The organism is Mycolicibacterium rhodesiae (genome assembly GCF_002086695.1).
In the GTDB taxonomy this organism is placed as follows: Bacteria; Actinomycetota; Actinomycetes; order Mycobacteriales; family Mycobacteriaceae; genus Mycobacterium; species Mycobacterium rhodesiae.
Genome location: NZ_MVIH01000016.1, coordinates 19,434 through 32,402 on the forward strand (window position 1 = coordinate 19,434; position 12,969 = coordinate 32,402).

Below are 12,969 nucleotides of genomic sequence, written 5' to 3' on the forward strand. Positions count from 1 at the left end.
GACGGGTTACTTCGGGGCGCTCAGGTCGTACACCTCGGTGCCACCCACATCTTGTGCGGTGAAGTGCTGCTGCACCCACTCGGTGATCTGGGTGCCGGGGCCGGAGTCACCACCGGGCCCTCCGCGATGGCCGCCACCGGGACCGTTGCCCGCGATGAAGTAATGGACCTGCCCCGTCGCGACGTAGGTCTGGAACTGTTCCAGTGTCGGTGAGTTGTCGCCGCCGCTGAACCCGCCGATCGACATGATCGACGTGCCAGTGGCCAGCTCAAGGCTGCCGGCCGTATGTGAGCCGACAGTTGCTGCGGCCCAACGGTTGTCAGCCTGGGTCAGCAACACCTTGAGTTCAGCGTTCTCCGAGGCCTGGACGCCCTGTCCACCCGGACCGCCGGGACCGCCGAAGCCGAACCCCATGTTCGATCGTGCTGGGCCTGACGTCGGGATACCGCCCCCGTGATTACCGGCGACCGTCTCGACGGTGTATGCGGCGGTGGCGACCAACCCGAACAGCAAGCCTGCCGCGGCGACCGCGACCGTCCAGCGGCCGAGGCGGTGGCCCCCCGCCAGCAGGACCGCGGACACCAGGATCGAGCCTGCCAGAACCACCCACCGCAGCCAGGGGAGCCACTCGGGTGTGCGGTCGAGCAAGAGGAAGTTCCACACCCCGGTCACCACAAGCATCGCCGAGAGGACCACGCGTGACGCGACAAACTGCCTGCCACGCCAGAGTTCTCGCACACCGATGCCGATCACTGCGCCGATCGCCGGCGCCAGAGCGATCGTGTAATAGGGATGCATGATCCCCTTCATGAAGCTGAACACCACGACTGTGACCACCAGCCAGCCGCCCCACAGCAACAGCGAAGCGCGGGTTCGGTCGGTACGCGGCGCGCGCCTGGTGAACCACAGCCCGGCAACCAAGGCGATCAGCGCGGCGGGCAACAGCCAGGAGATCTCGGTGCCCATCGACTCCCCGAACATCCGGGTGATGCCGGTGGACCCGCCGAACATCGCGCCGCCCATCGGTCCGGGGCCCCCCTCGGACGTCGAGCTGCCGCCCGGATTCCCGTCGCCGCCGAACACCCGGCCCAGACCGTTGTAACCCAGCGCCAGCTGTAGCAGGCTGTTGTCGGTGGATCCGCCGATATAGGGCCGAGAATCACTGGGCCACAAGCTGACCAGAGCCAGGTACCACCCGGCGGACACCACCATGGCGACCAAACCGGTCGCCAGAAGACGCAACCGCAGCCAGACACTTCCCGGGACTGCGACCAATACCACCAGCGCGAGCGCCGGGGTGACCAGCAGGGCCTGCAGGAGCTTGGCCAGGAACGCGAACCCGATGGCCACGCCGGCCAGGGCGATCCAGCGGGTGGGGTTGGCCTCCAGCGCGCGGATCACGCAGTACGCGGCCACCACCATCAACAGAACGAGAAGAGCGTCGGGGTTGTTGAACCGGAACATCAACGCCGCCACCGGGGTCAGCGCCAGCACCGCACCCGCGAGCAGACCGGCGCCGTAGCCGCTGATCCGACGTACCGTGCTGTAGACCAGCGCCACGGACGCCACACCCATCAAGGCCTGCGGCACCAGCATCGACAGCGTGCCGAATCCGAAGATCCGCCCGGACAACGCCATCACCCACTGCGCGGCAGGTGGCTTGTCCACCGTGATCGCGTTGCCGGCGTCGATCGAGCCGAACAGCAAGGCCTTCCAGCTCTGGGTGCCGGCCTGCACCGCCGCCGCGTAGTACTCGTTGGCCCACCCGGCGGCGTCCAGTCCCCACAGATAGAGCACGGCGGTGACCGCGAGGAGTAGTCCCAGCGCCGGGCTCACCCAACGCGGCCGCGGCGAGCGCGGTTGGGCCTGCGGCGCGATGTCCGTCGGCCTCTCGGTGTACTCAGCGAGCATGGTCATTACTTTCCTCCAACAATCTGGCCGGTGCGCCGGGGGTGAAACACCCAGCCGCGCAACAGCACGAAGCGAACGATGGTGGCCATCAGGTTGGCCGCGATGAGCACCAAGAGTTCGACCGCGCGGTGCGGTTCGCCCAGCATGTGCAGCAGCGCCAGGGCACCGCTGGTCAGGCCCAGCCCGATACCGAAGACCACGAAGCCCTCGAACTGATGGCGTGCCACACCGCCTCGGCCGCGGACCCCGAAGGTGAACCGTCGGTTGGCTGCGGTGTTGACGATCGCCGTCAGCAGAAGCGCCACCAGGTTGGCGCCCTGGGCGCCGATCGGGCGCAGCAGCAGGAACAACAGCAGGTAGGCCAGCGTGGACGCGATGCCGATCGCCGCGAACCGCACGCCTTGGTTCAACAGGGATTTCGGCGCCCCGGCCTGGTTACCGAATTGCGCACCGATCGCCTTGACCGGGATCTGTCCGGTGCCGAATCCCTTGAGCAAGCGTGCGATTCCTTTCAGGTCGGCGACCGCGGTGGCCACGATGTCGACCCGGCTGTCGGGGTCGTCGATCCAGTCGACGGGAACTTCATGGATACGCAGGCCGCTGCGCTCGGCCAGCACCAGGAGTTCGGTGTCGAAGAACCAGCCGGTGTCCTCGACGTAGGGCAACAGCTCGGCCGCGACATCGGCGCGGATCGCCTTGAAACCGCACTGGGCGTCACTGAACTTGGCGGCCAGCGTCGAACGCAGGATCAGGTTGTAGCAGCGCGAGATGACCTCGCGCTTGGCGCCGCGCACCACGCGGGAGCCGCGACCCAGCCGTGTGCCGATCGCCAGATCGGAATGGCCCGACACCAGCGGTGCCACCAGCGGTGCCAGTGCCGCCAGATCGGTCGACAGGTCGACGTCCATGTAGGCGAGCACCGGCGCATCCGAGGCCGACCACACCGCGTGCAACGCCCGCCCCCGGCCCTTCTGCTCGAGGCGCACCATGCGAACCTCCGGCAATTCGTCAGCCAGACGCGCGGCCACCGCGGGGGTGTCGTCGATGCTGGCGTTGTCGGCGATCGTGATGCGGAACGAGAACGGGAAGTCCTCGCGCAGGTGGCGGTGCAACCGGTGAATCGAGTCGGCCAGCACGGCCTGCTCGTTGTACACCGGGACGACGACATCGAGCACGGGCACACCGCGGTCGGCGGCGGTCAGTGCGGCGTTGCGTCGGCGTGCCACGGGGATGTCGGTGATGGTCATGCGTTTATCGTCGGCCGTGGCGGTGAGGGCCCAATTTGTCTTTGCTATGCGGCGGCTGTGAATCCGCGGGACAGGTCGTACACGGTTACGCCGTCGACCTCGCGAGACGCGAAATTCGCGCTCACCCAACGCTGAATCTGCTCGGCGGCATCACTGCCCGACCGGTTGCCGAACATGAATCCGGGCATGTCGCTGCGGATGAACCAGTGGATGCGGCGCTGGGTGACGTAGGCCTGAAATTGGTCGAGGGTAGGAGCGGGGTCGGTGCCGTTGAAGCCGCCGACGGCCATCACCGGCAATCCGGTCGCGAGCTGGTAACCGGCGGCGTTGCTCGAACCGACCACGGCGCCCGCCCAGGTGAATTGGCCGGCGTCCTGGCGTAGGGATGCCGTCAGCGCAGCGCCCGGCCGAGGTGCGTCGAACATGCCGCCCGGCGGTCCGCCCCGCCCGCTCGATGGGCCCACCGACGGGATGGCACCGCTGTGCGGTGCGGCGACGGTGGCCAACGAGAACGCAACCGGTCCGGCCAGCACGGCGACCACGGCCAATATCCCCACCGCCATGCCGACCCGGCGCGGCAGGCGCGACACCACCAGCAACAGAAGGGCACAACCGATGGCGGTCACCACGACGACCACCCGAAGCCACGACAACCACTCCGAATCGCGCTGTAGCAGAAGGTAAGCCAGCACACCGGTGATGACAACGATCCCGGAGAGCGTGGTCGCCGCGCGAATATCGGTGCGCTGCCGCCACAGCAGCGCAGTGCCGACAGCCAGGCCGCCACCGATCGCGGGGGCCAGCGCCACGGTGTAGTACGGGTGCAGGATGCCGTTGGCAAAGCTGAACACCACCGCGGTGACGAGCAGCCAGCCGGCCCACAGCAGCAGCGCAGCCCGAGTGAGGTCGGTGCAGGGTGCGTGGCGGGTGATCACCAGCCCCGCGACGATCGCGATGACCGCGGCCGGCATCAGCCAGGCGATATGGGTGCCCATCTCCGCACCGAACAGTCGCGCCCACCCGACATCGGAGTTCATGTTGCCGAGGCCGCCGACTTCCTCGCCGGTGATCCGCCCGAGACCGTTGTAGCCCAAGGCCAACTCGAGGATCGAATTATGCTGTGAACCACCGATATACGGCCGCGCAGTCGCAGGCCAAACGGCGACCAATAGCAGATACCAGCCACCGGACGCCACCAGGGCGGCCACCGCGGCCGCCAGGCGCACGAGGCGTGTCCGCAGCGGCACCGCGGCAGCGACCAGATAGACCGCGCCGAGTGCGGGCAGCACCAAAAAGGCCTGCATCATCTTGGCGAGGAAGCCGACCCCGACCGCCACTCCCGCCAGCGGCATCCACCACCACGCGGCGTCGCCGTCCAGTGCCCGCAGCGTGGCGTAAGCGGCCACGACCAGCGAAAGAACCAGCAGCGCATCGGGATTGTTGAACCGGAACATCAGCGCCGCGGCCGGCGTGAGCGCCAGCACCGCGCCGGCCAAGAGTCCGGGCAGGGGTCCGCTGACGCGGCGGACCGCCGCATACAGCACCGCCACCGCCGCGATGCCGAACAGCGCCTGCGGCACCAGGATGCTCCAGGGATTGACCCCGAACATGCGCGCCGAAAGGCCGGTCACCCACAGTGCGGCGGGCGTCTTGTCGACGGTGATCGCGTTGCCTGCGTCGCTGGACCCGAACAGCCATGCCGTCCAGTTCTCCGCACCGGCCTGCGCCGCCGCCGAATAGAACGGATTCGCCCAGCCGCTGGCGCCCAGGTTCCACATGTACAGCACAGCCGTGACGGCAAGCAGAACCGCGAGAGCGCCATAGTCCTTGCTGCGGATCATGATTGGGCCGATCGGGGCAACCGCACCGTGAATTCGGTCAGGCCCGGCACGCTGGCCAGCTCGATGACGCCGCCGTGAGCACGCACCACGGCCGAGGCGATCGCCAGGCCGAGGCCGGTGGACCCGCCCTTGCGGGATCGCGACGTGTCCCCGCGCGCGAATCGTTCGAACACCTCGGACTGCAGTTCCGCCGGGATGCCGGGCCCGTCGTCGACCACCCGGAGCACTGCGGCGTCGGGCTCCGCGTGCAGTGACAACGTCACCGTCGTCCCGGGTGGGGTGTGAGTGCGGGCGTTGGCCAGAAGGTTGGCCACGACCTGGTGCAATCGGGCGTCGTCGCCGATGACATACAGCGGATCCGACGGGACGTCGAGGTTCCATTCGTGGTCGGGTCCGGCGATGTGCGCATCGCTGGCGACGTCGGCCGACAGCCGGGACAGGTCGACCGGCTGTCGTTCCAGTGGGCGCCCGGAGTCCAACCGAGCCAGCAACAGCAAGTCCTCGACGAGGTGGGTCATGCGTTCGGCCTCCGACTCCACCCGGCCCATCGCGTGCGCCACGTCGTCGGGCACCTGATCCCGTTTACGTTGTGCCAGTTCGGTGTAGCCGCGGATGGCTGCCAGGGGGGTGCGCAGCTCGTGGCTGGCATCCGCGACAAACTGGCGCACCCGGCTCTCGCTGGCCTGTCGCGTCGACAGCGCGGTCGAGATGTGGTCGAGCATCCGATTCAGCGCCAGCCCCAGCCGGCCCACCTCGGTATAAGGATTCGCATCGGTGTCCGAGACGCGCACGGGCAGTTCCACCTCGCCACGGTCCAGCGGCAGGTTCGCCACCTCACCCGCGGTGGCCACGACCCGCGTGAGCGGCGCCAGCGCACGACGGTTGATCACGATGCCGACAGTCGTGGCCACCACCAGCGCCGCCACCGTCACCACCGCGAAGGTCAGCGCGACTCGCAACAACGTCGCGTTGAGATTGACCAGACTCAGCCCGATCACCAGCGTCTCACCGGTCAGCCTGCTGCGAACCGCGACCACCCGGTAGTCGCCGAGGCCGTCGAGGTTGCGCGTGACTGGGCGGCGTTGCTCAGCGTTCCGGGTGAGTTCGGCTGTCGCGCCGGACGGTACCGGCGCGCGCACGCCGCCCGGACCGAGCAGACCCGCGTCGCTGGCGGTGCCATCGGTGATCACGGCCGCGACCATTCCGATCGGCTGTCCGGGAGCGTCCAGGAACTGCGGCCCCGGCCCGGGCCGCGGCCACGGTGGCCGGTTGTCGCGCAACGCGGGCGGTAGCGGTGGCGGTAGCGGTTCGCCGTAGATGATGGCCGACCGGTGGGCGGTCTCGCGCAGCTGGTTGTCGACCTCGCCGATCAAATACTGGTGCAGCGCAAGGATTGTCACCGCCCCGATACCGAAGCAGACGACCAGCAGCAGACACAGCTGACCGATCAGCAGCCGTGCGCTCAGAGACCTGGTGTTAGCTCGCAGGTTTGAGAACATAGCCCGCGCCGCGCAACGTGTGGATCATCGGATCGCGGCCGCTGTCGATCTTCTTACGCAGGTATGAGATGTACAGCTCGACGATGTTGGACCGACCCCCGAAGTCATAGCTCCACACCCGGTCCAGAATCTGGGCTTTCGACAACACCCGCTTGGGGTTGCGCATCAGGAAGCGAAGCAGCTCGAACTCGGTGGATGTCAGCGAGACCGGTTCACCGCCTCGGGTCACCTCGTGGCTGTCCTCGTCGAGCACCAGGTCGCCCACCACGATCTGCGCACCGCTGTCCTCGGTGGTCACGCCGGTACGGCGCAGCAGGGCCCGCAGCCGCAGCACGACCTCTTCGATGGAGAACGGCTTGGTGACGTAGTCGTCACCGCCCGCCGTCAGCCCGGCGATGCGATCCTCCAACGCGTCTTTCGCGGTCAACAGCAGTACCGGCAGCTGGGGGTTCTGTTCGCGCAGCTTGCGCAATACATCCAGTCCGCTCATGTCGGGCAGCATGATGTCGAGCACCACGGCGTCGGGTCGCGCGCTACGGGCCGCGGTGATCGCCGACGCACCGTCGGCGGCGGTGGCGATGGTCCAACCCTCGTAGCGCAGTGCCATCGACACCATCTCGGCCAGCACCGTCTCGTCGTCCACCACCAGGACGGTGATGGGGTTTCCGTCGGCTCGGCGCATCACGACACGTTCCGCCGCTGAAGAGGTCATGTTCTCCAGTATGAGAGCGGCGATGGGTGGTTCCTATGGCGTTCCTATGCCCCCGCTGTGAAACCTGATCCACAGAACGGGCTGATCGCGCACACAGCGGACACACAGCTTGGCTGCCCACCGTGGGGTCATGAGTGTCGAACAGCAGCCGGTGTGGGGTGCGCCCGCCGAGCACCCCAAGACCTGGTCGAACCGCACGACGGCGGCTGCGGTGGGTATCGCCGCCGCACTCGCCGTGGTCGGTGGCGTGGTCATCTACGCCACCGCAGGCAGCGGCGACGGCCACGCGGGCGGCCCACCCGGTTGGGGTGGCGGCGGCCCGGGCGGTCCCGGCGGGTTCCAGCGGTCGCTGCACGGCGAGAGCGTCGTCTCCGACGGCAAAGGCGGCTTCAGCACCGAACTCACCCAGACCGGCGACGTCACCGCCGCGTCCGACAGCTCGGTGACGGTCCGCAGCCAGGACGGCTTCAGCCAGACCTATGTGCTGAACACCGACACCCGTAAGCCATCACAGCCGCTGCAGACCGGCACGCAGGTGTCGGTGCGCGCGACAGAACAGGACGGCGCGGCTACAGCGACGATGGTGATGCCCGCCAGATAATTTGGCGGTGAACTTTTTCGAGGTCATCGAGACGGTGGGCAAGGCGATCGACGCGACGGGGGTCGCCGTGATCGCGATCGGCGCGCTGCTCTCGGCCACGGGAGTGCTGCGCCGGTTGCGGACCGGGGACGCCTACCGGGCGTTCCGCCAGCAGCTCGGGCGATCGATCCTGCTGGGCCTGGAGCTTCTGGTCGCCGCGGACATCATCAGAACCGTCGCAGTCACACCGGATGCCCGCAGTGTGGCGGTGCTGGCGGGCATTGTCCTGATCCGGACGTTCCTGAGTTTCTCGCTGGAGTTGGAGATCACCGGCTACTGGCCGTGGCAGAAGAACCGCCAGCCGCAGGCCGCCACGGACCCTGCCGGGCAGTCCGCCACGACCTGACGCCAACAGTTCGCAAGGATGCGGGTATGGATGCGGGTATGGACGACAGGCGACGGGCTCGGCGCACACGGATCTTCGACGCGATCCGCAAGATTCCCCCGGAGCCGCTGGGTCCACCGGACTCGCACGACCAGGTGGAAGTGGCGGCGATGCTGCGGGAGATCGGCATCGCCCTGCTCGAAGTGGAGCAGCCCACTCAGCTGGTGTATGCCCGGCTGCTGGAAATCGCCGCGCAGTACACCACCGCGCCGGTGCGCATCGTCGTACTCCCCACCGTGCTGATGATCCAGGTGGGCACCGTCGCCTACGAGGTGGACACCTCCACCACCTACTCGGTGCAGCTGAACATGGCCGGCCGCATCGACGACATCGCCAGTCTGGCGTCCGTCGGCGCGATCACACCCGCCGACGCGGTCGAGTCGACGAAGCGGGCGCGCGCCCTGCGCCCGCGATTCGGCCCGATCGCCACAACCCTCGGATATGCCGTCACCACAGTCGGTTTCGGCATGGTCATCAATCCGACTTGGGCCTCGCTGCCGGGTTACGTGTTCCTCGGCTTGGTGGTCGGCGCGATCGCCCTACTCGGACGCCCGTTCCCGTCGCTGAGCCCGGTGCTGCCCACGCTGGCCGCGATGATCGTGACGATGCTGGCGACGTGGTTCGTGGCCGATACCGCCAATGACGGTCTGTTGCGGGTGATCGCGCCGGCCCTGGTGGCGATGTTGCCCGGCATGTCGCTGACGATCGGTGCGATGGAGTTGGCCAGCAACCAGCTGATCGGCGGCACCAGTCGGCTGGTCTACGGCATCGCTCAGTTGGCGCTTCTGGTGTTCGGCGTCGCGTTGGGTGTACATGTCGCCGGGGAGGTGCTTCCGCAGACACCGTCGACCCAGATGGGGCCGTGGGCGCTGTATGTGGCGATCATCGTGGTTGGGTTCGGGCTGTACGTCTACCTGTCCGCGCCAAAGGGTTCGCTGATGTGGTTGATGGCCGCGATCGCGGTCGCGCTGGTGGGCCAGGCGATCGCCGGAAAGTTCGTGGCGGCAGCGTATTCCGGCTTCATCGGTGCGTTCCTGACGGTGCCGTTCGCGATGCTGGCATCCCGGATCAAGACCTCACCCCCGGCGATCGTGATGATGCTTGCGGCGTTCTGGGCGCTGGTCCCCGGCGCGCTGAGCTTCGAGTCTGTGAGTCAGGCCGCCACCGGCGGCAACATCGGCGTGGCCAGCCTGGGCGTGACCGGAGCGGCGATCCTGTCCATCGCGCTGGGCACCGTGATCGGCTGGAGCGTGTTCCGCACCATCGATGCCCGGTTGCCCTGGCCGAAGGGATTGGCTCAACCAACCGTACGGTAGGTTCACCTGGGTGGATGAGCTGAGCGCGGTCAGCGCATGGATGTCGGAACAGGGCCTCGGTGACGGCCCGCTTGACAACGTCTCCGAAATCACCGGCGGCACCCAGAACGTCATGCTCCGTTTCACCCGTTCGGGTCGCGAGTACGTGTTCCGCCGGGGACCCCGCCACCTCCGCCCGGTGAGCAACAAGGTGATCCTGCGCGAGACCCGGGTGCTGCACGCGCTGGCCGCTACCGATGTCCCCCACCCGCGAATGATCGCGGTGTGCGACGACACCGCCGTGCTCGGCGATGCGGTGTTCTATCTGATGGAGCCCGTTGACGGCTTCAACGCCGGCTCGATGCTGCCGCCACTGCACGCCGGTGATGCCGGCATCCGGCACGGGATGGGACTGTCGATGGCCGAGGCGGCCGCCAAGCTCGGTGCCGTCGACCACGTCGCGGTCGGTCTGTCCGACTTCGGTAAGCCGGACGGATTCCTGGAACGTCAAGTGCCGCGGTGGCTTTCCGAGCTCGAGTCCTACAGCGGGTTCGACAACTATCCGGGACCCGATATCGGCGATGTCGACGCCGTCGCCTCCTGGCTGCAGCAGAAGCAGCCCACCGACTGGCAGCCGGGCATCATGCACGGCGACTACCACGCGGCCAACGTTATGTTCTCGCCGACCGGCCCCGAGGTGGTGGCCATCGTCGACTGGGAGATGTGCACCATCGGCGATCCGCTGCTGGATCTGGCCTGGATGCTGGCCACCTGGTATGCGCCCGGCCGTGATTCGGTGCTGGGCAACGCTCTGATGGGCGCCGGCGGTCTGGCCACCCCCGATGAGCTGATCGAGCGGTACGCACAGAACACCACCCGCGACCTGTCCAACATCGACTGGTACACCGTGCTCGCGTGTTTCAAGCTCGGCATCATCCTCGAGGGATCGAATGCCCGTGCCGCCGCAGGGCTGGCACCCAAGGAAGTCGGCGACCATCTACACATCGCGACCGTGCGCTTGTTCGAGCGTGCCCTAGCTCTCATGGAGGGACAACGATGATCGATTTCGAGATTCCCGACGACCTGGCCGCGCTGCGCGATGAGATCCGCGCGTTCGTCGTCGAGAAAATCGTTCCCTACGAGCGAGATCCACGCGTCACCCGGCACGGCCCCAACGAGGACCTGCGCACCGAGTTGGTGGGGCTGGCCCGCGACGCCGGCCTGCTGACGTTCCAGGCTCCGCACCGCTTCGGAGGGCGTGAGCCGTCGCACCGCGAGCAGGCGGTGTTGTTCGAGGCGGCCGGCTGGTCGACGCTGGGTCCGGTCGCGCTGAACTGCGCGGCGCCCGATGAGGGCAACATGTACCTGCTGTCCAAGATCGCGACCGAGGAGCAGGCCGACGAGTTCTTGGTTCCGGTGATCGACGGCCGCCAGCGCTCGGTGTTCGCGATGACCGAACCCGGCGGCGCCGGATCAGATCCGAATCAGCTTGCCACCGAAGCTATTTTCGACGGCACCGACTATGTGATCAACGGACGCAAGTGGCTGATCACCGGAGCCAACAAAGCGCGGACGTGGATCATCATGGCGCGAGTTGCGCCGAATGCGCATGGCCCCGACGGCCCGACCCTGTTCTTGTGCGATGGCCAGACGCCGGGCATCGAGCTCGAGCGCGTGATGGACACCATGGACCGCAATTACGTGGAGGGCCACGGCGTTGTGCGGTTCAACGACCTGCGACTGCCGGCCGCCACCGTTCTGGGCGAAGTGGGCCAGGCACTGCGCTACGCCCAACTGCGCCTGGCGCCAGCACGTTTGACGCACTGCATGCGTTGGCTGGGCGCGGCATCGCGGGCGCAGTCGATCGCTATCGAACATGCCCGGACCCGAACCGGTTTCGGCAAGCCGCTCGGCGAACACCAGGGTGTCAGCTTCATGCTGGCCGACAACGAGATCGCCCTGCAGCAGTGCCGGCTGGCGATCTGGTGGGCCTGCTGGACGCTGGACGGGGGCGCCAAGGGACGCCACGAGAGCTCCATGGTCAAGGCTTACGTGTCCGAGGAGCTGTTCAAGGTGGCCGACCGATGCGTGCAAATCCTGGGCGGTATGGGCATCTCCGACGAAACCCCGGTCGGTGCAATCTTTTCCGACATGCGGGCGTTCCGGCTCTATGACGGCCCCACCGAAGTCCATAAGTATGCGATCGCCCGCCAGGTGCTGAGGAACCCGTCATGAGCATCCTTGATTCGTTCCGGCTCGACGACAAGGTCGTCATCGTCACCGGCGCGTCGTCGGGTTTGGGCGTGTCGTTCGCGCAGGCCTTCGCCGAAGCAGGCGCCCACCTGGTGCTGGGGGCTCGACGAGTCGAACAGATGGCGGGCACTGCGGCCCTGGTCGAGGAGGCCGGCCGCAAGGTGTACACCCGCAAGACCGATGTCGTCGACCCCGATCAGTGCGAACAACTCGTCGAGTCGGCGATGAAGGTATTTGGCCGAGTGGACGTGTTGGTCAACAACGCCGGCGTGGGAACCGCTGTGCCGGCCACCCGCGAGACGCCCGAACAGTTCCGCAAGGTGGTCGACGTCAACCTCAACGGTTCGTACTGGATGGCACAGGCGTGCGGCCGGGTCATGCAACCCGGAAGCTCAATCATCAATATTTCCAGCATTCTTGGCATCACCACGGGTGGTTTGCCGCAGGCCGCGTACAGCGCGTCGAAGGCAGCCGTAATAGGACTCACCCGGGATCTGGCCCAACAGTGGGGGCCGCGCAAGGGAATTCGCGTCAATGCCCTGGCTCCCGGGTTTTTCCAGAGCGAGATGACCGACGAATATCAGCCCGGCTACCTGGAGACACAGCTACCGCGAGTCATGGTGGGCAGGATGGGTGATCCCGCCGAATTGGCCGCTACCGCAGTGTGGCTGGCATCACCGGCCGGTGGATACGTGACGGGCCAGACAATTATCGTCGACGGTGGCTTGACCATCACGTAGTGATAACGATCACGCGGCGATTCGGGGCCTCTCAGGGCTCTCACACGATTGCGACATCCATCTTTAAGAAGGGTCTGGGACGCTCGAGCGATGTGGATGAACCTGTACGCGGTGTCGGCGGTCATCGTTGCTGTCGTCACCTGGCTGGTCAGTCCGCACTTTCAGTCATCTGATCCGCCGAGCGACGCCGCCCGCGGTTTCTGGTCCGTCGTAGCTGGTGTGCTGTGGCCCGTCATCGTGGTTGGCGCCGTCCAATTGGTGGCTGTCCGCTACGTCGTGCAGCGGTTGCGTTCCGAACCGGTCGAGGTGACCGATCTGCCCCCGCCGGCGGTCCTGCAGGAAGCCTGCTCGCGTTCCTGACGGCCGGGCAGTTCGACCGTCCGAGAATTTGCGTCGTATCTGCGACACCTCTTGCCGACATCGGCGATTATTGACGCCTACCGAAG

At 67.1% G+C, this 12,969-nt stretch carries 12 protein-coding genes; 7 read left to right on the plus strand and 5 right to left on the minus strand.

Annotated features, from left to right (window positions below; translation table 11 throughout):
* Window positions 1–6 precede the first annotated feature (6 nt).
* Genes BST42_RS23860 through BST42_RS23880 form a run of 5 tightly spaced genes read right to left on the minus strand, consistent with a single transcriptional unit; the run spans window position 7 to window position 7,180 of the window.
* The gene (locus BST42_RS23860) at window positions 7–1,917 is read right to left on the minus strand and encodes an ArnT family glycosyltransferase (RefSeq protein ID WP_083121805.1); all 1,911 of its coding nucleotides are present in this window, start codon (window positions 1,915–1,917) and stop codon (window positions 7–9) included.
* Window positions 1,917–3,158 carry a bifunctional glycosyltransferase family 2/GtrA family protein gene (locus BST42_RS23865; protein ID WP_110918746.1) on the minus strand — a complete coding sequence of 414 codons (1,242 nt, stop codon included), beginning with the start codon at window positions 3,156–3,158 and terminating at the stop codon, window positions 1,917–1,919. The genes BST42_RS23860 and BST42_RS23865 overlap by 1 nt, the downstream gene beginning before the upstream one ends.
* Window positions 3,159–3,202: 44 nt before the next feature.
* Entirely contained in the window at window positions 3,203–4,999 is a 1,797-nt protein-coding gene (locus tag BST42_RS23870) for a glycosyltransferase family 39 protein (protein ID WP_083121806.1), read from the minus strand.
* On the minus strand, window positions 4,996–6,498 hold the full coding sequence (locus BST42_RS23875) for a sensor histidine kinase (RefSeq protein ID WP_083121807.1): 1,503 nt from the start codon (window positions 6,496–6,498) through the stop codon (window positions 4,996–4,998). Before BST42_RS23875 ends, BST42_RS23870 begins: the two co-directional genes overlap by 4 nt.
* Window positions 6,476–7,180 carry a response regulator transcription factor gene (locus tag BST42_RS23880; protein WP_170310615.1) on the minus strand — a complete coding sequence of 235 codons (705 nt, stop codon included), beginning with the start codon at window positions 7,178–7,180 and terminating at the stop codon, window positions 6,476–6,478. The genes BST42_RS23875 and BST42_RS23880 overlap by 23 nt, the downstream gene beginning before the upstream one ends.
* A gap of 160 nt (window positions 7,181–7,340) precedes the next feature.
* Here BST42_RS23880 and BST42_RS30365 point away from each other — a divergent pair, with 160 nt between their 5' ends.
* From BST42_RS30365 to BST42_RS23915, 7 genes are all read left to right on the plus strand, one after another.
* The gene (locus tag BST42_RS30365) at window positions 7,341–7,811 is read left to right on the plus strand and encodes a DUF4249 domain-containing protein (protein WP_110918747.1); all 471 of its coding nucleotides are present in this window, start codon (window positions 7,341–7,343) and stop codon (window positions 7,809–7,811) included.
* A 7-nt stretch (window positions 7,812–7,818) separates the two neighbouring features.
* Window positions 7,819–8,196 carry a DUF1622 domain-containing protein gene (locus tag BST42_RS23890; RefSeq protein ID WP_083121869.1) on the plus strand — a complete coding sequence of 126 codons (378 nt, stop codon included), beginning with the start codon at window positions 7,819–7,821 and terminating at the stop codon, window positions 8,194–8,196.
* A gap of 26 nt (window positions 8,197–8,222) precedes the next feature.
* The gene (locus tag BST42_RS23895) at window positions 8,223–9,551 is read left to right on the plus strand and encodes a threonine/serine exporter family protein (protein WP_237159578.1); all 1,329 of its coding nucleotides are present in this window, start codon (window positions 8,223–8,225) and stop codon (window positions 9,549–9,551) included.
* Between the two features lie 40 nt (window positions 9,552–9,591).
* Entirely contained in the window at window positions 9,592–10,590 is a 999-nt protein-coding gene (locus BST42_RS23900; protein WP_110918749.1) for a phosphotransferase family protein, read from the plus strand.
* Entirely contained in the window at window positions 10,587–11,765 is a 1,179-nt protein-coding gene (locus tag BST42_RS23905; protein ID WP_083121810.1) for an acyl-CoA dehydrogenase family protein, read from the plus strand. The genes BST42_RS23900 and BST42_RS23905 overlap by 4 nt, the downstream gene beginning before the upstream one ends.
* A complete protein-coding gene (locus BST42_RS23910) occupies window positions 11,762–12,523 on the plus strand; it encodes an SDR family NAD(P)-dependent oxidoreductase (RefSeq protein WP_083121811.1) in 762 nt (253 codons plus the stop codon). The genes BST42_RS23905 and BST42_RS23910 overlap by 4 nt, the downstream gene beginning before the upstream one ends.
* A gap of 90 nt (window positions 12,524–12,613) precedes the next feature.
* The gene (locus tag BST42_RS23915) at window positions 12,614–12,883 is read left to right on the plus strand and encodes a hypothetical protein (protein ID WP_083121812.1); all 270 of its coding nucleotides are present in this window, start codon (window positions 12,614–12,616) and stop codon (window positions 12,881–12,883) included.
* Window positions 12,884–12,969 lie beyond the last annotated feature (86 nt).

Bases quoted from the DNA above. Each gene is read 5' to 3' on its own strand.
- BST42_RS23915 (WP_083121812.1), top strand. From the start codon at position 12,614: ATGTGGATGAACCTGTACGCGGTGTCGGCGGTCATCGTTGCTGTCGTC.
- BST42_RS23880 (WP_170310615.1), bottom strand. From the start codon at position 7,180: ATGCGCCGAGCCGACGGAAACCCCATCACCGTCCTGGTGGTGGACGAC.
- BST42_RS23875 (WP_083121807.1), bottom strand. From the start codon at position 6,498: ATGTTCTCAAACCTGCGAGCTAACACCAGGTCTCTGAGCGCACGGCTG.
- BST42_RS23860 (WP_083121805.1), bottom strand. From the start codon at position 1,917: ATGACCATGCTCGCTGAGTACACCGAGAGGCCGACGGACATCGCGCCG.
- BST42_RS30365 (WP_110918747.1), top strand. From the start codon at position 7,341: ATGAGTGTCGAACAGCAGCCGGTGTGGGGTGCGCCCGCCGAGCACCCC.
- BST42_RS23905 (WP_083121810.1), top strand. From the start codon at position 10,587: ATGATCGATTTCGAGATTCCCGACGACCTGGCCGCGCTGCGCGATGAG.
- BST42_RS23895 (WP_237159578.1), top strand. From the start codon at position 8,223: ATGGATGCGGGTATGGACGACAGGCGACGGGCTCGGCGCACACGGATC.
- BST42_RS23900 (WP_110918749.1), top strand. From the start codon at position 9,592: ATGTCGGAACAGGGCCTCGGTGACGGCCCGCTTGACAACGTCTCCGAA.
- BST42_RS23910 (WP_083121811.1), top strand. From the start codon at position 11,762: ATGAGCATCCTTGATTCGTTCCGGCTCGACGACAAGGTCGTCATCGTC.
- BST42_RS23870 (WP_083121806.1), bottom strand. From the start codon at position 4,999: ATGATCCGCAGCAAGGACTATGGCGCTCTCGCGGTTCTGCTTGCCGTC.
- BST42_RS23865 (WP_110918746.1), bottom strand. From the start codon at position 3,158: ATGACCATCACCGACATCCCCGTGGCACGCCGACGCAACGCCGCACTG.